This window comes from Epilithonimonas sp. (assembly GCF_032054305.1).
In the GTDB taxonomy this organism is placed as follows: domain Bacteria; phylum Bacteroidota; class Bacteroidia; order Flavobacteriales; family Weeksellaceae; genus Epilithonimonas.
The window spans coordinates 118,614-144,521 of record NZ_DAMBSX010000008.1; the positions used below are offsets into that span (position 1 = coordinate 118,614).

The 25,908-nt window shown below is 35.5% G+C and carries 28 protein-coding genes; 14 read left to right on the forward strand and 14 right to left on the reverse strand.

The genetic code is table 11. The features are described from left to right. The first annotated feature begins 42 nt into the window (after positions 1-42). On the forward strand, positions 43-1,029 hold the full coding sequence (gene meaB / locus RTX21_RS16685) for a methylmalonyl Co-A mutase-associated GTPase MeaB (protein WP_312769446.1): 987 nt from the start codon (positions 43-45) through the stop codon (positions 1,027-1,029). Here the strand turns inward: meaB and RTX21_RS16690 are convergent, their stop codons facing one another. The 3 genes from RTX21_RS16690 to RTX21_RS16700 all read right to left on the reverse strand — a co-directional run bounded on the left by RTX21_RS16690 (position 1,030) and on the right by RTX21_RS16700 (position 2,938). Continuing rightward, on the reverse strand, positions 1,030-1,545 hold the full coding sequence (locus RTX21_RS16690; RefSeq protein WP_312769447.1) for a DUF4251 domain-containing protein: 516 nt from the start codon (positions 1,543-1,545) through the stop codon (positions 1,030-1,032). It abuts the gene before it with no gap. A 69-nt stretch (positions 1,546-1,614) separates the two neighbouring features. Then, the gene (locus RTX21_RS16695; protein WP_312769448.1) at positions 1,615-2,721 is read right to left on the reverse strand and encodes a glycosyltransferase; all 1,107 of its coding nucleotides are present in this window, start codon (positions 2,719-2,721) and stop codon (positions 1,615-1,617) included. A 1-nt stretch (position 2,722) separates the two neighbouring features. After that, positions 2,723-2,938: a uroporphyrinogen decarboxylase gene (locus tag RTX21_RS16700; RefSeq protein ID WP_312769450.1), complete on the reverse strand. Its 216-nt coding sequence runs from the start codon at positions 2,936-2,938 to the stop codon at positions 2,723-2,725. A 172-nt stretch (positions 2,939-3,110) separates the two neighbouring features. On the opposite strand from RTX21_RS16700, the gene RTX21_RS16705 reads away from it, so the two are divergent. Then, positions 3,111-5,636 carry an ATP-dependent Clp protease ATP-binding subunit gene (locus RTX21_RS16705; protein WP_312769452.1) on the forward strand — a complete coding sequence of 842 codons (2,526 nt, stop codon included), beginning with the start codon at positions 3,111-3,113 and terminating at the stop codon, positions 5,634-5,636. Positions 5,637-5,652: 16 nt separating this feature from the next. Further along, on the forward strand, positions 5,653-6,270 hold the full coding sequence (locus RTX21_RS16710; RefSeq protein ID WP_312769454.1) for a Crp/Fnr family transcriptional regulator: 618 nt from the start codon (positions 5,653-5,655) through the stop codon (positions 6,268-6,270). 111 nt (positions 6,271-6,381) lie between these two features. Here the strand turns inward: RTX21_RS16710 and RTX21_RS16715 are convergent, their stop codons facing one another. Next, positions 6,382-6,906 carry a hypothetical protein gene (locus tag RTX21_RS16715; protein ID WP_312769456.1) on the reverse strand — a complete coding sequence of 175 codons (525 nt, stop codon included), beginning with the start codon at positions 6,904-6,906 and terminating at the stop codon, positions 6,382-6,384. Between the two features lie 113 nt (positions 6,907-7,019). On the opposite strand from RTX21_RS16715, the gene mnmA reads away from it, so the two are divergent. Together mnmA and RTX21_RS16725 are read left to right on the forward strand one after the other, a co-directional pair. Beyond that, entirely contained in the window at positions 7,020-8,207 is a 1,188-nt protein-coding gene (gene mnmA, locus RTX21_RS16720) for a tRNA 2-thiouridine(34) synthase MnmA (RefSeq protein WP_312769458.1), read from the forward strand. Between the two features lie 215 nt (positions 8,208-8,422). Beyond that, positions 8,423-8,731: a hypothetical protein gene (locus tag RTX21_RS16725; protein ID WP_312769460.1), complete on the forward strand. Its 309-nt coding sequence runs from the start codon at positions 8,423-8,425 to the stop codon at positions 8,729-8,731. A gap of 61 nt (positions 8,732-8,792) precedes the next feature. Here the strand turns inward: RTX21_RS16725 and RTX21_RS16730 are convergent, their stop codons facing one another. From RTX21_RS16730 to RTX21_RS16750, 5 genes are read right to left on the reverse strand one after another with little or no spacing between them, the layout of a single operon-like run. Further along, complete coding sequence (locus tag RTX21_RS16730; RefSeq protein ID WP_312769462.1) at positions 8,793-9,542, reverse strand: LytTR family DNA-binding domain-containing protein; 750 nt, start codon at positions 9,540-9,542, stop codon at positions 8,793-8,795. Between the two features lie 4 nt (positions 9,543-9,546). Then, a complete protein-coding gene (locus RTX21_RS16735) occupies positions 9,547-10,122 on the reverse strand; it encodes an isoprenylcysteine carboxylmethyltransferase family protein (protein ID WP_312769464.1) in 576 nt (191 codons plus the stop codon). 1 nt (position 10,123) lies between these two features. After that, positions 10,124-10,426 carry a 2TM domain-containing protein gene (locus RTX21_RS16740; protein WP_312769466.1) on the reverse strand — a complete coding sequence of 101 codons (303 nt, stop codon included), beginning with the start codon at positions 10,424-10,426 and terminating at the stop codon, positions 10,124-10,126. After that, positions 10,413-10,712 (reverse strand): 2TM domain-containing protein, encoded by a 300-nt coding sequence (locus RTX21_RS16745; protein WP_312769468.1) that lies wholly within the window; start codon positions 10,710-10,712, stop codon positions 10,413-10,415. The genes RTX21_RS16740 and RTX21_RS16745 overlap by 14 nt, the downstream gene beginning before the upstream one ends. A gap of 12 nt (positions 10,713-10,724) precedes the next feature. Continuing rightward, positions 10,725-12,050, reverse strand: coding sequence for a 2TM domain-containing protein (locus RTX21_RS16750; protein WP_312769471.1), 1,326 nt, complete (start codon positions 12,048-12,050; stop codon positions 10,725-10,727). A 152-nt stretch (positions 12,051-12,202) separates the two neighbouring features. On the opposite strand from RTX21_RS16750, the gene RTX21_RS16755 reads away from it, so the two are divergent. The 3 genes from RTX21_RS16755 (at position 12,203) to menD (ending at position 15,473) form a co-directional block, all read left to right on the forward strand. Further along, positions 12,203-12,397: a hypothetical protein gene (locus tag RTX21_RS16755; RefSeq protein WP_312769474.1), complete on the forward strand. Its 195-nt coding sequence runs from the start codon at positions 12,203-12,205 to the stop codon at positions 12,395-12,397. A 228-nt stretch (positions 12,398-12,625) separates the two neighbouring features. Beyond that, complete coding sequence (locus RTX21_RS16760) at positions 12,626-13,666, forward strand: PA0069 family radical SAM protein (protein ID WP_312769476.1); 1,041 nt, start codon at positions 12,626-12,628, stop codon at positions 13,664-13,666. A gap of 142 nt (positions 13,667-13,808) precedes the next feature. Then, positions 13,809-15,473 carry a 2-succinyl-5-enolpyruvyl-6-hydroxy-3-cyclohexene-1-carboxylic-acid synthase gene (menD, locus tag RTX21_RS16765; protein ID WP_312769479.1) on the forward strand — a complete coding sequence of 555 codons (1,665 nt, stop codon included), beginning with the start codon at positions 13,809-13,811 and terminating at the stop codon, positions 15,471-15,473. Positions 15,474-15,568: 95 nt separating this feature from the next. Here menD and RTX21_RS16770 read toward each other — a convergent pair whose 3' ends face one another. After that, complete coding sequence (locus RTX21_RS16770; RefSeq protein WP_312769482.1) at positions 15,569-16,195, reverse strand: aminotransferase class IV; 627 nt, start codon at positions 16,193-16,195, stop codon at positions 15,569-15,571. Further along, a complete protein-coding gene (locus RTX21_RS16775; RefSeq protein WP_312769485.1) occupies positions 16,179-17,150 on the reverse strand; it encodes an aminodeoxychorismate synthase component I in 972 nt (323 codons plus the stop codon). The genes RTX21_RS16770 and RTX21_RS16775 overlap by 17 nt, the downstream gene beginning before the upstream one ends. A gap of 246 nt (positions 17,151-17,396) precedes the next feature. Between RTX21_RS16775 and RTX21_RS16780 the strand changes: the two genes are divergently transcribed. From RTX21_RS16780 to RTX21_RS16805, 6 genes are all read left to right on the forward strand, one after another. Then, the gene (locus tag RTX21_RS16780) at positions 17,397-18,104 is read left to right on the forward strand and encodes a hypothetical protein (protein WP_312769487.1); all 708 of its coding nucleotides are present in this window, start codon (positions 17,397-17,399) and stop codon (positions 18,102-18,104) included. Positions 18,105-18,174: 70 nt separating this feature from the next. Beyond that, positions 18,175-18,903: a beta-carotene 15,15'-monooxygenase gene (locus tag RTX21_RS16785; RefSeq protein WP_312769490.1), complete on the forward strand. Its 729-nt coding sequence runs from the start codon at positions 18,175-18,177 to the stop codon at positions 18,901-18,903. Between the two features lie 13 nt (positions 18,904-18,916). Further along, entirely contained in the window at positions 18,917-20,008 is a 1,092-nt protein-coding gene (locus RTX21_RS16790; protein WP_312769493.1) for an AI-2E family transporter, read from the forward strand. A 10-nt stretch (positions 20,009-20,018) separates the two neighbouring features. Then, the gene (locus RTX21_RS16795) at positions 20,019-20,231 is read left to right on the forward strand and encodes a DUF3820 family protein (RefSeq protein ID WP_312769585.1); all 213 of its coding nucleotides are present in this window, start codon (positions 20,019-20,021) and stop codon (positions 20,229-20,231) included. Between the two features lie 32 nt (positions 20,232-20,263). Further along, positions 20,264-21,298 carry a glycosyltransferase family 9 protein gene (locus tag RTX21_RS16800; protein WP_312769496.1) on the forward strand — a complete coding sequence of 345 codons (1,035 nt, stop codon included), beginning with the start codon at positions 20,264-20,266 and terminating at the stop codon, positions 21,296-21,298. Positions 21,299-21,337: 39 nt separating this feature from the next. Next, entirely contained in the window at positions 21,338-22,099 is a 762-nt protein-coding gene (locus RTX21_RS16805) for a lipopolysaccharide kinase InaA family protein (RefSeq protein ID WP_312769498.1), read from the forward strand. Position 22,100: 1 nt separating this feature from the next. Here RTX21_RS16805 and uvrB read toward each other — a convergent pair whose 3' ends face one another. From uvrB to RTX21_RS16820, 3 genes are all read right to left on the reverse strand, one after another. Further along, the gene (gene uvrB / locus RTX21_RS16810) at positions 22,101-24,092 is read right to left on the reverse strand and encodes an excinuclease ABC subunit UvrB (protein WP_312769499.1); all 1,992 of its coding nucleotides are present in this window, start codon (positions 24,090-24,092) and stop codon (positions 22,101-22,103) included. A gap of 67 nt (positions 24,093-24,159) precedes the next feature. Further along, entirely contained in the window at positions 24,160-25,428 is a 1,269-nt protein-coding gene (locus RTX21_RS16815) for a M56 family metallopeptidase (protein WP_312769501.1), read from the reverse strand. Between the two features lie 82 nt (positions 25,429-25,510). After that, the gene (locus tag RTX21_RS16820; protein WP_312769503.1) at positions 25,511-25,882 is read right to left on the reverse strand and encodes a BlaI/MecI/CopY family transcriptional regulator; all 372 of its coding nucleotides are present in this window, start codon (positions 25,880-25,882) and stop codon (positions 25,511-25,513) included. Positions 25,883-25,908 lie beyond the last annotated feature (26 nt).

The following is a 25,908-nucleotide window of genomic DNA, read 5'->3' on the forward strand; positions in this document are numbered from 1 at the left end:
GAATCCGAAAATTACCCCAATCCTAATTTGTAACAATTCCAAATGACAAAACAACTTAGCTTGCAGGATTATATCAGAGGAATCCTATCTTCTGATAAAAGGATTTTGGGAAAAGCCATTACATTGATTGAAAGCAAAAAGCCCGAACATCGGGAATTGGCTGATAAATTATTGAAGGAGATTCTGCCTTTTACAGGAAAATCTATTCGGATTGGAATTACGGGTGTTCCGGGCGCGGGAAAATCGACCTTTATCGAAAGTTTTGGAAAATATGTGATCCAGCAAGGAAAAAAAGTAGCAGTTTTGGCGATTGACCCGAGTTCATCTATCAACAAAGGAAGTATTCTTGGCGATAAAACCAGAATGGAAGAACTGGCTAAAGATTCAAATGCGTTTATCCGCCCAAGTCCAAGTTCCGGATTTTTAGGTGGAATTGCAAATACAACGTTTGAAAGTCTTTTGATTTGTGAGGCAGCTGGTTTTGACCATATTTTGATAGAAACCGTTGGTGTTGGTCAAAGTGAAACCTTGGTCAATGATATTACAGATGTTTTTCTTTTTCTGAAAGTCATTGGAACTGGTGACGAATTACAAGGAATCAAACGCGGAATAATGGAAATGGCCGATTTGATTTTCATTAACAAAGTCAACTCTGAGAATCTTTCTAAAGCGAAAATGACCAAAACTGAACTTTCGAGAGCTTTACAATTCATTACACCAAAAGAAAAAAACTGGAAAATCCCCGTTCTTTTTGGTTCTGCGTTGGAGAAAACTGGATTGGATGAAGTTTTTAATAAAATAGAGGAATATATTTCGTTGAAAACTGAGAATGGAACTTTCCTGGAAACTAGAAAAAATCAGGCTCAAAAACGATTTGAATTCTGGGTTCGAGAATATATTCTTGAAAGAGCTAAAAACGACCACTCGTTAGAAAATTCTTTCCTGGAACATAAAAAAAATGTTTCAGAACTCTTGTCTAATCCAAGTTCCGAAGCGAGTGATTTTGTAAAAAAGTTATTTGGAAATTAATTATTTGGCAGCAGAAATATTTCCGTCAAAACTGATTGGCTGCCTATTATTGGATTGGACAGACAAAAAAGCACTACCGTTTTTGAAGATCTCCAGACTGAAAATAAAATTTTCCCTTTGATCTGTTGGCGTGATCACAAAAAGTGTATTTCCTTTTTTACTTTTCGATTGTTTTACTGAGAATTCTTTAGATTCAAAGGTCAGGCCTCCTTTTGTAGTATCACCAGGATTTACATTAAAAGCTCTTCCAAAATACGGTAAAGCAACACTGAACAAATCTTTTTTGAGATTGAATCCATAACCAGGGTCAAGATTCAAAAGCCGTGTGGAAGTTGAACCAGGCATCGAATTCAAAACATTAATAACATCATAATTTGTTGGAAACGCCCTCGTTGCATTGAAATCAAATTCTTTATTTTCTATCGAGGAATTTAATGTTACCGGGTCAAGATAAATTTGGCTTCCGCAGCTCATTGTCATCAGCGCAACACTTATCATTAATATAAAAGCTCTCATATTCATTATTTTTAGGAAGTTATTGAATCAAAAATCGTACAAGCCTTAGATTCGATAAAAAAGGAAAAGTTAATGGCTGTGCTCCAATTCTTTTTTGCAGTCTGAGAATATTTTAAGAATTTTGTCTTCCTCATTTTCCCAACAAAGTTCATCTGCGGCTACATTCAAATTATGAAGATAAGCAGCTTTTCCTTTATCCAGAACTATTTTTAATTTCTCAGCAAGATGCTCTGGAGAATGATTTTCAGTAATTTCTCCCACTTCGAAAGTCTTTACAATGCTCGACATTTCTGGAAAATCGGAAACAACAACAGGAACTCTGGATTGGATATAATCAGAGATCTTGTTGGGTAAAGAATAATAATAGCTTAATCCGTTATTTTCTTCGATACTTAATCCAACATCTGCTTTCGGCGTAATTTTGCGAAGATCTTCAGGACAGAGTTTCCCAAGAAATTTGATTTTATTCTCAACATTCGCCTGTTTTGCAAGATTTCGAAATTCGTTTTCCATTGGACCGCCGCCAGCAATCCAAAGTTCTGCATTTTCAATCGATTGCATTGCCAGAATGGCTTTATCGATTCCTCGGGAATAGTTGAGCCACCCTTGATAAAGTATTATTTTGGTCTCGTTTTCTTTTGTTCCGTTAAATTCTAATTTTCGAGGCAAGTTCCTTAAAACTACAGGCTTATCAATTCCATATTCTTTGGAAAACCAGTTAGCATATGACTCGCTGGCAGCAATCATTTTTTTGATTTTTGGAACGAAGGTCTTTTCTATCTTTTTCCAAATATGTTTTACCCAGCGTCCCTGTATTGTGGGCATTTCTGTAAAGATCTCGTGACTATCAAAAACCAGAGGAATCCCAAGTTTTTTGGAAATAAGATAATTTGGCATTAATGTTTCCAGGTCATTGGCTAATAAAATGGTATTATTGTCAGCATTCTTTTTAATCTCGTGATACAATTTCCGCTGATATTCTATATAAGCAAAACGGAGAACTTTTGACTTCAAAGAAATCCTGAAAAACGGGTAAGGTCTTTCCATTTTTGGAGCACCCAACCAATTATTACCAATAAGAATCGGTTGATATCCGCTATCATAAAGTGTTTTGCAGACCTTTTCCACTCGTTGATCCGTGTAAAGATTATTGAAAACACTTACAATAACTTTCATTTTAATTCTTTTTTAAAATGTTATAAATCTGAATTACCGCAAGAATTCCGTTTGGAATAATGATGGGCCAAAGCATCCCGCTATAGATTCCGTAGATTACAAAACAGATGCAGCCCAATAAATTGATGGTTCTTATCGTTCTAATATCTTTCAGCAAAAAACTTGCAACCACAAAAGCTGAAGCTAAATAACCAACATATTCTGACCAATTATCCATTAACATTTTTTTAAGGATTACAAACCTAATCAATTTTACATAGATAAAAAAATAATGTCAGAAAGTCCTGTTTTTTCTAATGGCAACCTATTTGCAACCAAATATTGAAATTTTACAATAATTTATTGTAGGATTGATCATAAAAAACATAACTTAGTGTATAATTTTAATTATGGATTATAAATTTTCAGACGGTTTGAACCGCGTGTTCAAGCAAAGCAAAAATGAAGCAAGGCGTTTGCAGAGTGAGTTTCTGAATACTGAACATTTCCTTTTAGGAATTATCAAAACTGAAAATTCTGCAAAAGAGATTTTGGAAAATCTCAATGCAGACCTCACCCAGATAAAGCGAAAAATAGAAACCCTGAGCGCTGTGAACAGCAATCCTTTCACTGCAAATATGGGAAGCATTTCTTTTACAAAAATGGCCGATCAAGCTGTTAAAAGATCAGAATTGGAATGCCGCCAGTATCAATCTGCGGATATCAATACTGTGCATCTTTTGTTAGGCGTATTATATAAACAGGAAGATCCTACATCAAGCATTCTTCAGGCTTATGATATCGATTACGATGCTGTACAAAAAGCATATAGGACAATGTTGAAAAACACCGACCAATTGCCACAAAACAGCGCTTATGATGATGACGAAGAAAAAGAAGAGCCATACAGCCAGATGAAAAAACCTTCAGGCAATCTTGGTGCTCAGAAAAGCAAAACGCCTACTTTGGACAACTTTGGTCGTGATTTGACGGCTCTTGCAAGAGATGGAAAATTGGATCCTGTTATTGGGCGTGAAAAAGAGATTGAACGTGTTTCTCAGATCTTGTCAAGAAGAAAGAAAAACAATCCTCTTTTGATCGGTGAGCCTGGTGTAGGTAAATCCGCAATTGCAGAAGGTTTAGCTTTGAGAATTCAGCAGAAAAAAGTTTCCAGAGTTCTTTATGGTAAGCGTGTAATCACTTTGGACCTTGCAAGTCTTGTTGCTGGAACCAAATATCGTGGACAGTTCGAAGAAAGAATGAAAGCGATAATGACAGAATTGGAGAAAAATAGAGATGTCATTCTTTTCATAGATGAGCTACATACCATTGTTGGTGCTGGAAGTTCTACCGGAAGTTTAGATGCTTCTAATATGTTCAAACCTGCCTTGGCAAGGGGAGAAATCCAATGCATCGGAGCTACAACTTTGGACGAATATCGCCAGTACATCGAGAAAGATGGAGCTTTGGAACGTCGTTTTCAAAAAGTAATGGTTGAACCGACTTCTATTGAAGAAACGATTCAAATCCTTCATCAGATCAAAGATAAATACGAAGACCATCACAATGTTCATTATAGTGATGAAGCGATTAATGCTTGTGTTAATTTGACAGCCAGATATATAACAGACAGATTCTTACCGGACAAAGCAATTGATGCGATGGATGAGGCCGGGTCTAGAGTTTACATCAAGAATATGAAAGTTCCTACAGAAATCATCGACCACGAATCCCGTATCGAAGAAGTGAAGGAATTGAAACAAAAAGCGGTGAAAGCTCAGGATTATCTGGAAGCAAGAAAACTGAAGGACGAAGAAGAAAGACTTCAAATCGAATTGAATCTTGCCCAAGAACAATGGGACAAAGATGTCAAAGAGAAAAAAGAAGAAGTAACAGAAGAAAGTGTTGCGGAAGTTGTCTCAATGATGAGTGGTGTTCCAGTAACCAAAGTTGGCAAAAACGAGTTGGATAAACTGGCTCAAATGGATGATAAGCTGAACGGAAAAGTAATCGGTCAGGAAGACGCTGTGAAAAAAGTGGTAAAAGCCATTCAAAGAAACAGAGCCGGCCTCAAAGATCCGAACAGACCTATCGGAACGTTCATTTTCCTTGGAACAACTGGTGTAGGTAAAACCGAATTGGCAAAAGTAATGGCTCGCGAATTATTTGACTCTGACGAAGCTTTGATCAGAATCGATATGAGCGAATATATGGAGAAATTTGCGGTTTCCAGGCTGGTTGGAGCGCCTCCGGGATACGTTGGTTATGAAGAAGGCGGACAATTGACTGAAGCTGTCAGAAGAAAACCTTATGCTGTTGTACTTTTGGATGAAATTGAAAAAGCACATCCAGATGTTTTCAATATCTTATTGCAAATTCTGGACGAAGGTTTCGTAACGGACTCTCTTGGAAGAAAAATTGATTTTAGAAATACAATTATCATTCTGACTTCCAATATCGGAACCAGAGATTTGAAAGATTTCGGAGATGGTGTAGGATTTGGAACTTCTGCAAAGAAAACCAATACGGACGCAAGAGCCAGATCAACGATAGAAAGTGCCTTGAAAAAAGCATTTGCTCCAGAATTCCTGAACAGAATCGATGATATCATTATCTTCAATTCTCTTGTACAGACCGATATCAGAAAGATCATTGACCTTGAGTTAGGAAAACTTTACAGCAGATTAGAAAAATTAGGCTATAAAGTTGAATTGACAGACGAAGCCAAAGATTTCATTGCTGAGAAAGGTTGGGATAAAGACTTCGGAGCGAGACCGCTAAAACGCGCCATCCAAAAATACATCGAAGATCTATTAGCAGAAATGCTTGTCAATAAGCAATTCAGCGAAGGTCAACAGGTTGTTTTGAAAGTCAATGAAGCGAAAGATGGTTTGGAAGGGGAAGCCCATAAAGAAAAAAAAGAAAGTGTAAAATAAATTACATCAAATTAATATGACCACCTTTTTAGGTGGTCTTTTTTATATTATGGAGGAAACATTAAAAGAATATCTACTGAAAAATATTCCGGGACTTAATAAAGACGACCTGAAAATACTTTTACCTAATGTATCTTTCAGAAAATGTAATTCTGGGGATATTTTTATACAGCCGGGTGAGAATAATACAAAAGTCTACTATATTAAAAGTGGTATTGTCCGTGTGTATCATCTCCTGGATAACGGAACGGAAAAAACTGTTCTTTTTCATAATAAAAAAAGCTTTGTTGGTAATTATGATGGTATTATTTATAATCGCCCATCAAGATATTTTTATCAATCCATTGGAGAAACCGAGGTTTTTGAACTGACCTATGATTCTATAAACCAAGGCTCTCAGAAGAGCATCACACTTAACAATCTAAGAGGTAATATGTTTCTGATGATGATCGGTATCTTATTGAAAAATATTGAGGACTTTGTACTTCTGAATCCTGAAGAAAGGTACCAAAAACATCTTGAAGAAAACGCCAATGTTCTTCAAAAAGTACCGTCAAAATATATTGCTTCCTTACTGGGAATCACGCCAGTATCTCTCAGCAGAATAAGAAAAAGAATTTTTAAGGGAAATTAACAAATATAAATTTTTAATCCATAAAATCATTTTAATTTTGCGATTCCCAATAAGGTCCTCTGAAAAATCTACCCAAACACGAATGATAACAAATTGAGAGGGCTTTATTTTTTATAATCCCACTACAAAGCCGATACTTGGAATGAATCCTGTACTGAAAATACTTTCGTTTTCTTTCCAAAGCACATTATACATTATCCCGAACTGTGCAAAAGCATTATTGCCCAGACTCTGCATATAACCACCACCAAGATAGAGCGCAGTTTCGTCAGTATTAAATTTATAGCCTGAGAATTTTTCTTTCGAATTGATGAAATATTGCTGAAGAATCGCACCTACGAAAAACGTACGGGCAAAGTAATAATTGGCAAAAGGTCCAACACCAAACATTGTAGAAATGTAATAATTATCTTTTTGCCAGGAAACATTTCCGATGATTCCGCCTTCTAATTGGTCTGTGATTTTGTAACCAACTCTCGGAGAAACCTGAAGATTGAAATAAGAATTGCTCCCGAATCCTACGCCTAAACCACCACCAAAAGTCCAACGGTTGGTTTGAGTTCCGGAACTCATTGCGATTTGAGAAAAGCAAAAAACATTCAATACAATTAAACTTAAAGTAAATATTTTCTTCATAAGATTGTTTTTATCGATGCTTAAAATTATGGTTTTTTTTCGAATGTTTTAATCGTATTTTTGCAACCTCAAACTAAGAACTCCCGTCAAGAGTTTCGTAAAATTGAAATCAAATGAAAATAGTAGTTGGCCTTTCCGGAGGCGTAGATTCTAGCGTGACCGCTTACCTTTTGCAACAGCAGGGTCACGAGGTTATCGGACTTTTTATGCGCAACTGGAATGATGCGTCGGTAACTTTGGAGGACGAGTGTCCTTGGATAGAAGATAGTAATGATGCGCTTCTGGTCGCACAAAAATTAGGAATTCCTTATCAGGTTATCGATATGAGTGAACTCTACAAAGAAAGAATTGTAGATTATATGTTCGATGAATATCAGAAAGGACGAACGCCCAATCCCGATGTTCTTTGTAACCGGGAAGTGAAATTCGACGTGTTTATGAAAACAGCTTTATCGCTTGGCGCTGAGAAAGTTGCGACTGGACATTATGCCAGAGTTCATTCAACAATTGATGAAGATGGAAAAGAGATTTTTCATCTTTTGATTGGGAAAGACAACAACAAAGACCAAAGTTATTTTCTTTGCCAATTGAGCCAAGACCAATTATCAAAAGCGTTGTTCCCGATTGGGGAATTGACGAAACCTGAAGTTCGTGAAATCGCGAAAGAACAAGGTTTGGTAACGGCGGACAAGAAGGATTCGCAAGGACTTTGTTTCATCGGGAAAGTGAGTTTACCAATTTTCCTCCAGCAACAATTGGTTCCGAAAGAAGGCGAAATTGTAGAAATCTTCAATGATTTTGCTGAATATTCTAAACCTCAACCAACTTTCAATTCTAAACAGGAAGAACTGGAATATTTGTCTGCTAAAATCAATTATAAAAGAGAAGATGGCAAAGTGATTGGCAAGCATCAGGGTGCACAGTTTTTTACCATCGGACAAAGTAAAGGTCTGGGAATCGGCGGACACAAAGAGAGTTGTTTCATCATCTCGAGAGAAATGGAAAACAATATCATTTTTGTTGGTGAAGGAAGAAGTTTCCCCGGACTTTTCAGAAAAGCTTTGAAAATTGACAATTCAGAAGTTCATTGGGTTCGGGAAGATTTGAGGTTGAAAAACGGAGAATCTATGGACGTTTTGGCCAGAATCAGATACCGACAAACTTTAGAAAAAGCAAAGATTTATCAATTCGAAGATGGATTTTTTATGGAATTTGAAAATCCTCAATCTGCGATTGCTGAAGGACAATTTGCAGCTTGGTATTTGGAGGATGAGTTGATTGGAAGTGGCGTTATCAGTTAAATTAAAAATGTATTTAAATAAAACCATTCAAGATTTTGAATGGTTTTTTTATTCAAATGTCTCAAATAAAACGGTTCATCTATACATTTGATTTCTTCATCGGCAAATAGTTTCCATTTGTCTATAATGCCCTAATAATAGTACTTTCAGGCATTAATATTGAATCTTACTAAACAAGAACGCTAATTAATATTAACATTAAAAAATCAAGTATTATGAAAAAGTTAGTTTTAGCAGCAAGTTTATTTATTGCATTCGCTGCTAGTGCACAGAAAAGAGAAAACGGAATGAGAAACGTAAAAGTTGAAACGCATCAATATCAAAAAGATTTTGCCGGAATCCGTTTGACACCGGCTCAGCAAAAGAAAATCGACAACCTTTCAAGAGAAAGATTGAGCCAGAGAGAATATGACACCAGAATCAGAAAAATCCTGAACAAACAACAATATGAGAATTATATGGCTTACCAGCATAAAGACTGGAAAAAAGACAGAGATTTTGCAATGAATGGTCCAAGGAGATAAACTCAATTTCGCACTCATTATATTTTAAATAAAATGCCCGGTAATCTCGGGCGTTTTTATGTTAGTTTCCTGCCAGCCAATCTTTAAAATCCTTCACTCTTTCCCTGCTAACCGTAATCTCTTCGTTCGGTTGGAAGTCCAAATCAACTTTGTAATTCGGGGAAGTGTGGATGTTTTTGATGTAATCTGAACTGATGATGAATTGTCTGTTCACGCGGAAAAATTTTGTTTCGTCCAATACATTTTCCAATTCATCTAATGTGAAATCTGTTGGAAAATTTCGTTCTTTAGTTTGTAAGTAAACGATTTTATTTTCGCTATAGAAACAACTGACTTCGTTGATGGAAACAACTTTCAGATTATATCCGATTTTTACTAAAATTCTTGAAAGCGTGGATTTTTCTTTTCGAACAATCTGTTTGATTTCCTGCGAATTAACAGTTCCTTCTTCCGGCAAAAATGACTTGAATTTTTCAATGGCTTTTGCTAAATCTTCTTCTTCAATCGGTTTCAGAAGATAATCAATGCTATTAAGCTTGAAAGCTTTCAAGGTGTATTGGTCAAAAGCCGTCGTATAAATGATAAAAGCTTTGGTTGAGACTTTATCAAAAATATCAAACGATAATCCGTCACCTAAAACGATATCCGAAAAAATCAGTTGCGGATGTTCATTTTCCTGAAACCAATCGACTGCTTCTTCCACAGAATTAACGCTTGCAACTAATTCTAAATCAGAGAATAAACCTAATAATTTCTCAAGTCGTCTGACTGCTGGTTTTTCGTCCTCGATGATTATCGTTCTAATTTTCATTGGTTTAATAAATAAATGGTATTAACTTTTTTGTCTGTTTTTTATAATCGATATAATCCTGTCCGAATTGCTCTATAAGAGCTTTTTCTTCAATTTTAATCCTATACAAAAATGCTAAAAATGGTGGAATAAAAGCAATAATTAGTGAAATCCAATTATCCAAAAACAAACCCAAACCCAGAAACGTTAGCAAAGAAGCAGAATATGAAGGGTGTCTCAGGAGACTGTAAACTCCGTCTTTTTTTATTTTATGGTCTTGGCGGATAGTCACATCCACAGTAAAATATTTGCCTAAGGATTTTATGATTAAAAATCTTGTGAAAATCCCTATAAATAAAACGATGAGTCCGAGATAGATTATCCAGTTCTGCGTTGTTATCATCAAACTAAAATCTTCAAAATGAACGTATGAAACAAAAATCGATAATGATATTGATGAAATAATAACAATCCAAAGCAAGCTGAGAGAAGACTTATCCTTTCCTTTTTGATCAGAATTATTGGAGGACATTTGGCTTTTATAAAAGACCTCGGTAAAAAGCCAAGCTCCCATTAGAATATAAAAAAATATCTGTATCATTTTATTTATACTTCTCTGTCAATTCTTTGATTTTCTTGTCTTCCCAATCTTTTCCAAAGAAGAATCCCGGACAGAAAACACCTACAGCTTGCGCTATCAATCCAATTCCCCAAAAAACAGGTACTGCCCAAATCTGCCAAGTCCAAATGCTGTGTTCATCCCGAATCTCGCTCCAGTTGGCAAAAATAAGAAATAGGTTCACTAAGACATAGATTGTCAAATGCGTGTAAAAGCTTTTGAGGCGTTTTACTTTTCTTACGGCTTCACGATATTGGATATCGTTTTTATCTTTAATAAGTTCCATTGTTTTGCTTTTTGATTTCTTTGTTGATCATATCATTTTCCCAATCGGAGTTGAACAAAAACAGTTTCGCGCCTTTGATGGCCAGAATCAGTCCCCAGATGATAAAAACCCAGGAAACGTGCATCTCGCCAAGGTTCTGCGGAAATCCGTTTTTGAAAAATCTGACGCCGTAAACAACGCCAAATACGATGGCAAAAACCAGGATTCCGGTATAGAATTTTTTGATTTTTTGTACTCTTTCCACAGCCATTGCGTAACGTGGATTGTCTTTGTTAATATTTTCCATTGTTATTGATTTTTAAATTGATTTCTGATCGTTCATTATTTCACGAATCTTCTTTTCTTCCCAGTTTTTACCGATGGCGAAGACAGTCATCCCGTGTGCCAAAAGTCCGATTCCCCAGCCTAACATTGGCCAATAAAACCAAATTTGTTCAGGCGAAGTCAATAGGTTGATGATAACTAAAAAAGGAATGACTATGCAGTAGGAAATCAAGTTTCCGTAGAATCCTTTCAGTTCTTTTACTCTTTTTACCGCTCTTTCGTAAGCGACATTTTCTGTGGTTTCTGATGTATAAGTTGTCATTGTCTGAGATTTTTTTTCTATTAATATGGGGATTTTGACTTTAAAGGTCTGTTCTGATTTTTCTATAAAAACGTTTTCTTTGGTAAGCAGTGCATAACGCTGAACGATATTGGCCAGACCGATTCCAGCACTTTCTTTCAGTTGTTCTCTCACTTGGATATTATTCTCGATACAAAGAAATTTCCCTTCTGTGAAGATTCTGATATTCAACGGTTTTGATGAGGTAGCGAAATTATGCTTGATACAATTTTCTAATAATAATTGCAAGGAAAGCGGAACCACGAATTTTTGTAAATCATCAGGATTAACATCAAACGTGAAATTCACACTGTCTTCGAATCTGGTTTTCAAAAGATTGCAATAGATTTTAGCAAATTCTATTTCGTCCTCCACTTTTACCATTTCTTTGTCTTTCTGTTCCAGAACATATCTGTAAATCTTTGACATCGATGTCGTGAATTTCTGTGCCTGCTCCGGATTTTCATCAATCAATGCGGTTAAGACATTCAGAGAATTAAAAAGAAAATGCGGGTCCAATTGATTCTTCAACGATTCGAACTGAGCGTTGGCAGATTTTGCAATCAGTTTCTGTTCTACAACTTCCTTCTTGGTGTTCTTTTTCAGCTCTTCCATAAAACCTTTGGCGTGAAGGAAAGCCGAAATCATCAAAGCAATATTGATTGTGAACCAATTGATAAAATTATATTTACTCGAAAAGAAAGTTTCTGCAGTCGCCGTTTTCTGAATCACTACGAAATTGAGATAGCCGCATAGATAACTCACCACAACATTTACAATAACTAAAGCAATGATTCCGAAAATAGTTCGGGTTCTGGTTTGTTCTGCCCAGGGGAATTTCTTATTCAGGAATTCATTGGTCAATCCATTACTGACTCCGATGAATAATGAGTACATCAGACAAACCAATAATCCGTAGAAAAAGTTCTCCACTGTTTTCTCATCTGTATCCACGATAAAGAAAAAAAGGTTGACGCCGAAACCGACCCAAAGCAGTGATATGATATTTTTTCTTTTCATTTCTTAATTTCTTGGTTCAAAATTATTTCAATCATAGAAGTTAAACAATTATTAGTTACTGAACTGTAAAAAAATTCGACTGAACTGTAAAAATCCGTCTTGAAAATAAAAAGGAACACTATTTGCTTATGTGTTTGGACAAAATTTTATTTATGAAGAATAGTTTAGAAATCATAGTTGCAGGACTATTTGGAACAGCTGCTGTTCTGGGAATTTTTGCAGCCCGAAAATATTTTAAGAACAAACTTTACAACAGCGATTATTCTGACCATCATTTGCTATTTGGTTCGCCAAGAAAAGCGTATGCCAATCCGAATGACGGTGTAGAATTGGACGCTTTCCTTTAACACCAACACTATTTATATTATACAAATCTCCGGTTCTTATGAGCCGGATTTTTTTGTGGAAAACTTTCCGAAATTTTAAGATATTTTTCATTTTTCATGTGATAATTTTGAAACAGAAATCCAAACGAATTTTTGTCGTAAAGCGAAATTTAATTTCGCCAATCCACATAACTTGTTGTAAATGAAAATTTTACAACAAAGTTTTTCGTCATCAATATTAAAATTAAAATGTCAGATTTAATTCCAAAAGGTCAAGGTGCACAACGTAATGTCATCAACCGATTCGATAGATATACTTTCGAGCCGGAAGACTATGAATTGGACAAAATCAAGACCCAGGTTACAGAAGTATTTCCGAAGACAATTATTAACGTCATCAAAAGCCCTGACCTCTCAATGGATTACTCAATGAATCCTTATCAAGGTTGCGAGCACGGTTGTTCCTATTGTTTTGCAAGACCAACTCACGAATTTTGGGGTTACAGCGCGGGAATCGATTTTGAAAGAAAATTGATGGTCAAGAAAAACGCGCCGGAATTGTTGGAAAAAACATTTCAAAAGAAATCTTATGTTCCAAAACCGATTATGCTTTCCGGAAATACGGATTGTTATCAACCAATTGAAAGACAATTTGAAATTACCCGAAAACTGCTTCTGGTTTGTTTGGATTACAGACATCCGGTTTCTATCATTACTAAAAATGCTTTGATTCTGAGAGATTTGGATATTCTTGAAAAAATGGCAGAAAAAAATCTGATTTCTGTGAATATGAGTATTCCAACTTTGAATGAAGATTTGAGACGAGTTATGGAACCAAGAACTTCTACTGCAAAAAACAAACTGAAAGCGATTGAAGTTTTATCCGATAAAAACATTCCCGTGAATGTGATGATTGCGCCAGTTATTCCTGCATTGACAAGTGACGAAAGTTTATTCATTATGAAATCTGTTTCCGAGGCCGGCGCAAGAAGCTGCGGTTACACTTTGGTCAGACTGAATGACACGGTTGAACCCGTTTTCGTCCAATGGCTGGAAGCACATTTCCCAGACAGAAAAGATAAAGTTCTGAATCTCATCCGCTCAATGCGTGGTGGAAATCTGGGCGAAAAGCGATTTTTCCAGCGTTACCAGGGCGAAGGCAATATCGCCGAAATGATTCATAAAACTTTTGAAATCGGGAAGAAGAAATTTTTTAATAACCGGGAAAGAGCCGTTTTGACGACCGAACATTTCACGGGAAGCAGGACGCAGCAATTGCGATTGTTTTAAATTCAAAAAATCTCTCGCAGATAGAGCAAATTCTGCAGATAGAAATTTGCCAAATCTGCATAATCAGCGAGAAATATTATTAAGGAGTTGAAAAGCTTTCATTAAATTTGCAAACTGATTTATTTCTCAGTAATTTTCCAAAATGAAGCAATATTCCGCAAAACGCAGCATCCAAATTCTAGCACATATTCTTGAACAATACAGCATCGATAAAATCATCATTTCTCCAGGTTCCAGAAACGCGCCTTTGGCAATTCATTTTTCTGAGATTGATGCGTTCCAATGTTACAGTATTGTGGACGAAAGAGCCGCTGCTTTTGTAGGTTTGGGAATTTCAAAATCGATTAAAAAACCTGTTGCCATAACTTGTACAAGCGGTTCTGCCGCAGCGAATTATTATCCTGCCGTAGTGGAAGCTTTTTATCAGAATGTACCTCTTTTGGTTTTAACAGCAGACAGACCTGCAGATTTTGTTGATATTTTTGATGGACAAACGATTCGTCAAAAAAATATTTTCCAGCAGCATTCTTACGGTGATTTCGAATTGTTGGAAGATGAAAAAGACGGCGCTGATGATTATAATTTCGAGACGATAAAAAAAGCGGTTGAATTATGCATCGAAAAAAGCGGTCCGGTTCACATCAACATTCCTTTAACAGAGCCACTTTACAACTTGTTAGACGAATTGCCTGTGATGCCAGTTGTTGAGAAAACGATTCAGAAAAAGAATTATGATGTTCCATCTAATCTGATTGCGGATTGGCATACTTCCAAAAGAATTATGATTTTGGCTGGAACATTGTCTCCAAATCCTGAATTGGAAGCTCAGCTTTCGCAATTAGTTAAAAATCACACCGTTGTCGTTTTGACGGAAATGAATTCTAATCTTCATCACGATAAATTTTTCGCTCATATCGACCGTTATATCACCGATTTTTCTGAGGAAGATTATCATACTTATGCGCCAGATTTATTGATTACAATCGGGCAGAATGTAGTTTCCAAAAGAGTGAAGCAATTCCTGAGAAAAGCAAAACCAAAACGGCATTGGCATATTGATGAATATTGGCAGCCAGATACTTATTATGTTCTGAGTCAAAAGATTGAAACAAAACCTGAAATTTTCTTTTCAAAATTATTGAAATCTATCAATCTGGAACCAAGAGCTTATTTCAATCTTTGGGATGTTCTGAAAGATAAAAAAGATGCGAAACACGAGGAATATCTCAATAAAGCACCTTTTTCGGACTTTTATCTTTTCAATCAATTATCGAATAATATTCCTGAAAATTATAGGGTTCATTTTTCAAATTCTTCGGCAATACGATACGCACAATTATTTGAATATCAGAAATATGATGTGTATTGCAACCGCGGAACCAGCGGAATCGATGGCTGTACTTCTACCGCAATGGGATTTGCGATGATGGAAGATGAGCCAACGATTTTGATTACCGGTGATTTATCGTTTTTCTATGATATCAATGGACTTTGGAATCAGTACATTCCACCTTACACAAGAATCGTGATTTTCAATAATGGTGAAGGGAATATTTTCAAAATCATTCCCGGACCAAGTGGAACGAATGCTTTGGACGAGTTCATTGCAACACAGCATCATAGAAATGCTGAATTATTAGCCAAGAATTTTGGTTTTGATTATACACGAGTTGAAGATGAGATTTCTCTTGACCGTGTTTTACCAAATTATTTCAAACCAGATTCTAAACCCAAAATATTGGAGGTGATGACTTCGGAATGTAATAATGCGGATATTTTGAAGCAATATTTTGAAGCTCTGAAGTAAGAACACTTCGACTCTGCTCAGTGTGACAGTTCTAATACTAACAGCTTATTTTAAGATATGTCAGTCTGGGCGGAGTCGAAGACTTGAAAATTTAATTAAAACTCCAAATCCGATTCTTCTTTCGGAAGATTGATGATTTTTTCAATCGGGTAAATGAACATATCATCGAAGTCATTCAATGCATTGATTAACTGAAAATGTGTGAATTCTTTGATATTATCTAAGGTGATTTCGGTTTCTTTTATTTCTCTTCTTTGCAAAAGATTTTGCCTCATTACGCCATTCAGGAGATAGCTTTTTGGTGTGAACCAAGTTTTGTCTTTTAAGAACAAAAGATTGGAGTATGATGTGTCTGTAATCTGGTTATTTTTCACAATAATTACTTCATCAGCATGACTTTTGTCTTTCAATCTTTGTAATTGATTTCTGTCAGCAGACTTAAAGCTATAGCATATTTCATCATCAATAACCAATTCAAAATCACCTAATTCTAAAATTGCATAAGGAATAATCTGCGTCTTGAAATTGTTCTCCAAATCATATTCGATTCGAAATTTGTAAAGTCCGTCTTCATCGTGTTCCAGATTTAAAAATTGACTATAAATATCAATCTTACATTCTTTTCCGAAATACGAAAAAGTGTCGTTCATTCTTTTCTGATGAAGTTCTTTCAGGAAAATTTTCTGGTCTTCAACTTTAATGCTTTCAATAAATCGGGACATAGATTTTGTTTTTCATTTCTTCGTATTCGCTGATTAGGTCACTTTGATGGGTAATTCCACCTCCGCTTTTGAAAAACAGTTTCTCATTCTCTTTTTCAATAAAACGTATCATCACGCAAGAATCCAAGTTTTCGCCGTCAAAATAACCTGCTATTCCTGTATAAAATCCTCTGTCATATTGCTCGGCTTCCAAAATAATTTCCAAAGTTTTTAGTTTCGGCGCACCGAGAATAGAACCTGCCGGTAACAACTTTTGAAGAATAGTTCCAATCTTATTCTTGAATTCCGGTTTGATTTCGCCTTCGATTTCGGAACTCATTGCCAAGAGATTTTTTTGCTTGGTTTTTATATAATCGATTCTTTGAAATTCTTTCACCTGAACGTTATCTGCAACCATACTCAAATCATTTCGAAGCAAATCAACCACAGTGTAATGTTCCGCTTTTTCTTTCGGGTCATTTTTCAGAATATTTTCTGCATTTTCTATTTCTGCATCGATTGTTCCCTTCATCGGATGTGTGAAAATCTTGTTGTCAACAATTTCTACAAATGTTTCCGGTGAAAAAAATACAAATTCATCTGGAACCAGAACTTTATATTTTGCCTTTGAAAATTTGAAAATATCTTCCAAACTTAAGTCAGTCTCGATTTCCGTTTTTGTAGTGTAATTTGTTAAATAAGAATTTCCTTTTCTGAGATTCTCTTGAACAATTTCGAATCCTTTTTGATAATCTTCCAAAGTTTCTGGAAATGATTTCCACTCAAAACTAGGGATTGTCGCTTGTTGATAATTAACGTTCGTATTATTCGGAAAATCAATCAACAAAACTTTATTTTCAATTTCGTTTTTTGTGAATATTCTGACTTCATCCATCAAAAAATTAATCAGAAAAAAGAAAGGTTCTTTTCTCTCTGACAATTCGTCCATCTTTTGAAATTCTGGATTCTGAAACATAAAAACAAAAATAAGAGAAAAGATGATAGTTAAAAGTTAAAATCCCTAAAGTTGTTGAAGTTTTTTGGAACGCCATACGATTGCAGTCCGATTTGAGCGGAAATCCTTTTTGTGGAGCAAAGCGGAACAAAAAGATTGACTTCGTCGAACCACTACGTTAGGTTTGGGAGCGGAAGGCGGAAATAGCTGCCCAAATTATTATGCTTATCCGTTTCAATGCTTTATTTTTGCAAAAAAGTTTGAGGAATGACGACGCAAAAACCGGAAATTGGAAAAATACTGACAGAAGCCTATCAATATTGGATGAGAACTTTGCCGTTCCAGCTGTTGTTTACGGTAATATACTTCAGCATTTATATGTTTGCAGCGATGTATGCGTTCCGATATTACGGACTTTTTGAAGAAATCCAGAAGTTCCAAAATCTTTTTTATTCCGACAGTTCAGCATTCTTAACAAAATATGCAGAATTGATGCAGACAGAAAATGCGGTGAATTTTTCTATTGCAGTTTTGATTATCAAATCTGTGATTTATCCTCTGAATATTGGCTTTTTGAAAATTTATAGAAAGCTGGATATTGGCGAACCGTTGGAGTTAGCGGATTTGTTTGCCGGATTCAGAGGTTATCATTTTTTAATTTTTGTGGCTTTTGCGCTTATTTGGAATTTTATCAATAACTATTTGTTCATCATTTCTCTCATCTGGATGCCTATGTTTTTGCTGGTTCCGGCTTTGATTTTCTTCAAGAATTATAATTTCTTTGATGCTTTTAAACTGAGTTTTCAGGTTTTCAACAAGCATGCTCTGCTGATGATTGTGGTTGTTTTGGCTTCTATTATTATTTCTTTTTCGGGAGTTATTGTTTTCTTTTTTGGACTTTTTGTGACTTTCCCTTTTTGGAATGCTGTAAATTATGTTCTTTACAAACATCTGATTGCGGATTTTGAGGAATAATTGTCTTTGAGTTAATTCTTTTCAGAGTTTTTTTGTGTAGATTTGATAATCAACTATAAAAATAAACTCAATGGACAATTTTAATGAATTCGATTCGCAAGCTACATCTCCGAACAGGGAAGCAGGAGCAATAATCTCTCACGCTCTGGAGATTTTCAAAAACACTTTTTTATACTGCTTTCTGGCAGTGGTAATTTATTTTTTATTAGGCTTCATCATACAAATGATAACGGGATTTAATTCACAGATTCTGGTTGAACAAATAAAAGATTCTGGTGGCAATATCAATTATCAAGACATCATCGCAGCACCAGGATTTGCCGCCTATAGTGGTGCAAATTTTTTTGTCACACTTCTTCTAGCACCTATTTTTGTAAGTCTGATTTATGTTGCTAACAAGTCTAATTTTAAGCAATCCATTACTGTTTCTGATATTTTCTTTGCTTATAAACAGAATTTCATCAACATCGTTATTTACGCATTGATTGCTCAAATTGTTTTAACAATTTCGTTTTTAATGTGCATTTTACCTATTTTCTTTGTTATGCCGTTTTTCCTACTTGGTTATCCTATTTTAATTTTTGAAAAAGCAAGTGCGTTTGATGCATTAAAGAAATCATTCAACATAGCTCAAGAAAACTATGGCACGATTTTGTTTACTGCTGTTTTGGCAGGACTTGTAAGTATAGCAGGTATTGTGCTTTGTTGTGTAGGAGTCTATCTCACAATGCCATTCGCTTACATTGCAATGTATTCAACATATTGTGCTTATTTCGGAGCACCTAAACAATTAGAATAACAAAAAATAAACTATGTCAGATTCCGGTAAACCAATAGATTCTGTTGTCATCAAACAGGTTGCATTAATTCTTGTTATAAGTGTTTTAGTTGGGCTAATTTGCTGGAATCTGGCATTATTCATTCCTTCAGTCTTAGGAGCGGTTACGCTTTACATTGTCTGTAGGAAATTCAATTATTACCTCATCGAAGAAAAAAACTGGAAACCTTGGTTATCGGCTACTGTTCTGATGTTAGCATCACTGATTATTTTGATTCTTCCCGTTTACTTCATTGTAGATATGCTTGTTGCAAAAGCAGGAAATGCACAAGTTTACATGGAAAAGTTCAACATTTTTTTGGAGAAGATTCATCAATTTGTTTTCCAAAAAGTAGGATTTGATATTCTAAGCAAAGAGAATATCGCAAAAGTCACCAATTTTGCAGGAACCCTTTCTACAAAAGCTTTGAACACCACCGTGAATACTTTTACGGTAATCATGTCGATGTATTTCATTCTGTATTTTATGTTTGTAAAAGCTCGGTTATTTGAAAGAATTGTGGCGAGAGCAATGCCTTTTAAAAGAAAAAACATTCAGCTTCTTGGCGATAAATTTGTAAAATTGGTAATGGCAAACGCCATCGGAATTCCGGTTGTTGCCTTGGGACAAGGTTTAGTAGCATTGATTGGTTATTGGATCTTTGGATGTCCAAGTCCAATGCTTCTATTCGCCTTGACCGCAGTTGCGTCTATGCTACCAGTTGTTGGTGCAGCAATCGTGTATGTTCCGGTCGGAATTTTTATGATTGCCGAAGGACAAACTGGTCCGGGTGTTGGGATTTTGATTTATGGACTGGTAGTAGTTGGTTTGACAGATAATCTTCTGCGATTTACTTTGCTGAAGAAATTAGAAGACATCCATCCATTGGTAACAGTTTTCGGGATTATTCTCGGGATGAATATTTTTGGTTTCATGGGATTGATATTTGGTCCGATTCTGATGTCAATCACCGTAATGCTGATCCAAGTTTACAGAGATGAGTTTTCTGAAGATGACACACCACCTTTGGAACTACCGCCCGATCAAAATGATGTTCTGGAAAATAAAATCGACCTTATAATTTGAAATGGAAGGCATCAATCCTCAAATACTGAAAGACATCTGCGAAGTCAAAATGCCTTTTGGGAAATATAAAGAAACAATTTTAGCCGATCTACCCATCTCTTATCTCGAATGGTTTATTCGAAATGGCGGTTTCCCACAAGGAAAATTGGGAATGCAATTGTCAACAATTTACGAAATCAAACTCAATGGATTGATGGATCTATTAAAACCTCTGAGACGTTAGTTTTTTCGGTAAATTTGCAACAATAAAGTTTTATGAAGAAAAAGATAAACGCCGTAAGAAGGTCTGTTATGAAAAGCCTTACCAAAAATATTGGTAAGTCGCATGCTGAGGGAAAACTTAATAAAGATTTCAAAGTAAAAAGAGTTCTGATTTCCAGACCCAATCACAGGCTTGGAAATATTCTTTTGCTCACGCCACTGGTTCAGGAGATAGAAAATACATTTCCAAATGCAAAAATCGATTTGTTCGTAAAAGGTGGAGTAACGCCGATTATTTTCAAGAATTATAAAAGTGTTGACAACATTTATCAACTTCCGAAAAAACCATTCAGTAATTTATTTCAATACATAAAAGGCTGGTTTGCTTTGAAATGGAATAAATATGATCTGGCCATCAACGCAACTCAAGGTTCTTCTTCCGGAAGATTATCGATATCGTTTGCAAAAGCGGATTACAAATTTTTTGGTGAAGAAGTTGAAAATATCAAAACTCAACATTCTGATTATAATCATATTGCAAAAAATACCATTTATAATCTCAGATACTATCTGACTCAGATCGGACTTGATGAAAATAAATCTGAAGTTCCTTTTTTAGACTTGAAATTAGATCAATCAGAAATAGAAGATGGAAAGAAAAAACTCTATGACATTGTAAAAAATGACAAAAAAACCATCTGCCTTTTTACGAACGCAACTGGTGACAAATGCTATTCAGAGTCTTGGTGGACAAGTTTTTATGATAAATTGGAAACAGCTTTTCCGGATTACAACATCATCGAACTTTTGCCAGTAGAAAACATCTCGAAATTAAACTTCAAAATCCCGAATTTTTATAGCAAAGATGTGCGTGAAATGGGAGGCTTCATTGCTAATTGTGCTGTTTTCATTGCGGCTGATAATGGTGTAATGCATTTGGCTAGTGCTTCCGGAGTTCCAACTATCGGTTTGTTTTCCGTGACGGATGAAAATATGTATAAGCCTTACAATCACAAAAGCTTATCAATTAATACTAATAATATTGATAATGATAAAGTAATGGAGCTGATCAAAACGTCTTTAAAATAATATTAGAATCAATAACTTTAACCTTGAAGTAATATTATTATGAACTTTATTCTTTCAGAAGCTTATTCCCAGTATAAAAATGATATTCTGAGAATTCTAGATAATTTTAAGACTGATGGTGTTATTGTTGGTCACGGCAATAGAAATACGGTTAAGTTTTTCAATGTTGATCAATTGAAATTCAATTTCAAGTCATTTAAACAGCATAATTTTATCAATCGCCATGTTTACAAATATTACAGAAAATCTAAAGCCAGACGTTCTTATGAGTATGCGAATCTGCTTCTAAACAAGAACTTTTACACGCCCACTCCTATTGCGTACGTTGAGTTTTATGATTTTTGGGGATTGACGTCCAGCTATTACGTCAGTGAGCAGTTGGATAATTGTTTTCCATTGACCGACGCACTTCATAACCCAGAATTTACAGATAGAGATACGATTTTCAAAAGTTATGCTTCTCTCATTTACAATCTTCACGAAAATGGGATTGAGTTTATAGATAATGCTTCTGGAAATTTCTTGATAAAAAAAGAAAACGAGACGTATAATTTCTATTTGGTAGACCTCAACAGAATGAATTTCCACACAGATTTTCCGACCGACAAAAGACTTAGGAACTTTGCACGATTGACGGATGATACCGAAACTATGAAAATCATCAGCGCAGAATACTCCAAACTATCCGGAGTTCCCGTAGAATATTGTCTTCAAAAAATCAATGAAGCGTCCGAAAAGATGGTAAGAAAACGTAAGATCAAAAAGATTCTGAAGTTTTACAAATACTTTTTGAAAAAATAAATTACGCTTTCAAAGCTGCGATTTCGTCTCTCAGTTTTGCAGCTTTTATGAAATCAAGATTTTTCGCTGCATTTTCCATTTCTTTCTGTTTCTGAGCTACGATTTTTTCGATATCTTCATTTCCGTAGCTGGCTTTGGTTTCTGCAACTTCTCTTAAAATTTCTTTGTGCGTATATTTTTCATCCGGGAAATCTTTGCTTCTACCAACCAGATTTTCACTGATCTTTTTGTTTAAAGCCTGAGGAACTTTGCCATTGTCAGCATTATATTTCATTTGCTTTTCACGACGATAATTGGTCTCATCGATTGTCGCCTGCATAGATTTCGTCATTTTATCAGCGTACATTATCGCTCGACCATTCAGGTTTCTCGCAGCTCTACCAACAGTTTGAATCATTGACCTTCTAGAACGTAACATTCCTTCTTTATCTGCATCCAGAATCGCAACTAAGGAAACTTCTGGCAAATCCAGACCTTCTCTCAAAAGATTGACACCAACCAAAACATCGAACAATCCCAGACGCAAATCCTGCATGATCTGGATCCTTTCCAAAGTCTCTACATCAGAATGAATATATCGAGTCCTGATTCCAACCTTTGTGAAATACTTCGTCAGCTCTTCAGCCATTTTCTTTGTTAAGGTTGTAACTAAAACTCTTTCGTCCAGCTCTACTCTTTTATGAATCTCTTCAATCAGATCATCAATCTGATTCATCGTCGGACGAACTTCGATAATCGGGTCAAGAAGTCCAGTCGGACGAATAATTTGTTCAATGTAAGTTCCGCCGGATTTTTCCAATTCATAATCTGCAGGAGTTGCTGAAACATAAATCACCTGATTCTGCATATCCTCAAACTCATTGAATTTCAAAGGTCGATTGTCCATCGCAGCGGGCAAGCGGAAACCATGTTCTACCAGAACTTCTTTTCTGCTTCTGTCACCGCCGTACATAGCGTGAACTTGTGGAACGGTTACGTGACTTTCATCGATGACCATCAGGAAATCTCTCGGAAAATAATCCAGCAGGCAGAAAGGTCGCGAACCAGGCAAACGCCCATCCATATATCTGGAATAATTCTCAATCCCAGAACAATAACCAAGTTCCCGAATCATTTCAAGGTCCAATTCAGTTCTTTCTTCCAAACGTTTTGCTTCCAACGGTTTTTCGATCTCCCGGAAGAAATCTACCTGTTTTACCATATCATCCTGAATCTGTTTAATGGCACTTTGCATCGTTTCAGGCGTTGTTACGAAAAGATTGGCCGGATAAATATTGATCAAATCAAAATTCGAAATCACATTTCCGGAAACTGGGTCAAAACTTTGAATTTTTTCCACATCATCTCCAAAAAACTGAATCCGAATCGCAGTATCGGCATAAGCCGGATAAATGTCTATTACATCACCTTTCACACGAAACGTACCTCTCTGAAACTCGTTCAGTGCCCTAGAATACAGCGCACTAACCAATTGATGAAGCAATCTGGTTCTTGATAATTTTTCGTTTTTCTCAATAGTAATAAGTGATTTATGAAACTCAGTAGGATTTCCAACACCATAGATGCAGGAAACCGAAGCAACGATCAAAACATCTCGGCGTCCGGAAAGTAAACTTGCAATAGCTGAAAGTCTCAATTTTTCAACTTCTTCGTTGATGCTCAAATCTTTTTCAATATAAGTATTCGTAGAAGCGATAAAAGCTTCCGGCTGATAATAATCGTAGTAACTTACAAAATATTCTACCGCATTATCAGGAAAAAACTCTTTGAACTCCATAAAAAGCTGAGCCGCCAAAGTCTTGTTGTGCGCCATCACAATCGTTGGTCGCTGAACACTGGCAACCACATTGGCAACGGTAAATGTTTTTCCGGAACCGGTAACTCCGAGAAGGGTTTGATATTTTTCGCCAATATTAATACCTTCTACCAATTTCTCAATCGCTTGAGGCTGGTCTCCGGTAGGTTGATATTCTGATTGAAGTTTGAATTGCATTTAACAAAAATACGAAATAAAAAAACGTTCCGGAATGTGGAACGTTTTAAGTTTATAACAAAATCGTTTATTCAAATTTCATTGTAATTGGAAGCTGAAAAACAGTTGCAGCCGCTTTTCCATCTTCCGTTGCCGGTTTCCACACTTTATCTTGAGTAACAGCTTTGAGCGCTTTAATCGCTTCATTGTTAAAATTTGAATTTGGTCCATCTGCTTTTATATTGGTAGTTTTTCCATTTTCATCGATGGAAATATACAAGTTGCTTTTTAGGGTTCCTTTTCCACTTAAAGATGATGAATCAAAGACATTCATAAAATTCGTTCTCAATGCGGTCAACCCTTCGGGAAACTCCGCAGGAGCTAAATTTCTTGCTGGAGGCGGCGGTGGCGGAATCGGCAATTCATTTTCCTTCATCTCTGTTGGAGGCGGTGGAGGCGGCATATTTTTCTTTTCTTTGATTTTTACATTGGTTTGAATTGCTTTTTTACCAGGGATTGTATCTAATTTTACAGAATCATTTGTAGCAATTTCCGGAATATTAGTTTTGACTTGAGGTTTAGCTTCTGAAGCATAAACTTTCTGTACAAAAAGAATACTCAGTCCGGCAAAAGCTGAAACTGCAATTAGTTTTTTTGTTGCTTCAAATTTTGACTTTTTAATTGTCATCATAATAAATCGTTTTTTGGTGTTATTGTAATTGAATTGGTGTGTCAGCCTTAGATTTTGTGTTTGGAGAATTTCTGAAAGAATCAATGTCTGATAATCTTTCACATTATTTTTTTGCTGAATAATGCTTTCATCCGCCAGAAACTCGTGGTTATCTGTCATTGCTTTTTTATAAAAATATAAAGCTGGATTGAACCAAGAAATGACCTTCAAAATCTCTAAAAACAGAATATCCCAAGAGTGCTTCTGAACAATATGCGTTTTCTCGTGAAGGAAAATCCTGTTATCTATTTGTTGATTTTCGAAATAACTTTTGCTCAAATAGATTTTGTTCCAAAAACTGAAAGGCGGTAGATTTTTATCAACCAGTTTCACTTTCTGATTATGATAAATAATATCCATTCCTTTCAGATTAATAATTTTCATAATTGAAATGATTGACTTGATAATCAAAACAACAGAAACCAAAATACAAGCTACAAGAATGGAATTCATCCAATCAAATTGTGAGGTTTGATTGGCATTCTGAATCAATTGTTGTGTTGGGATTTCTTCAAAAATCAATTGGTTCTTCTGTTGAGAAATTCCAGGAAGGTTGATTTTCACAAACGGAATCGTATAAGAGAAAACCAAAGCCAGCAAAAGGTAAAACCTGTTAAAGCCGAACATTTTCTCTCTTTGTAAAAACAAATAATAAACTCCTATCAATAATGATGAACAGAGAATTATTTTGAAAATAATGGTTAACATTTTAGTCTGTTATTTCTTTGTCAATGATATCTCGAAGTTCTTTCAATTGCTTCTGGGACAATTTTGCATTCGAAGTGAAAAATGATGCAAACTGACTTACAGAATTATTAAAAAAACGGTCAATCATCGAAGACATTTCTTCCTGGAAATAATCTTCTTTCTTCACTTTTGGAAAATATTCTCTCGAGTTTCCATAAGTTTTATACCCTATCAAATCCTTGTTTTGCATTCTTTTGAGAAGTGTTGCAATTGTAGTTGCAGCAGGTTTTGGCTCAGTATATTCTTCCAAAATATCTTTCATAAAAACTTTTTCTTTTTGCCAAAGAATTTCCATCAAAACAATTTCTGTATCTGTTAATTTTTGTTCTTTCATTCTACAAACATAAAATACATTCTACA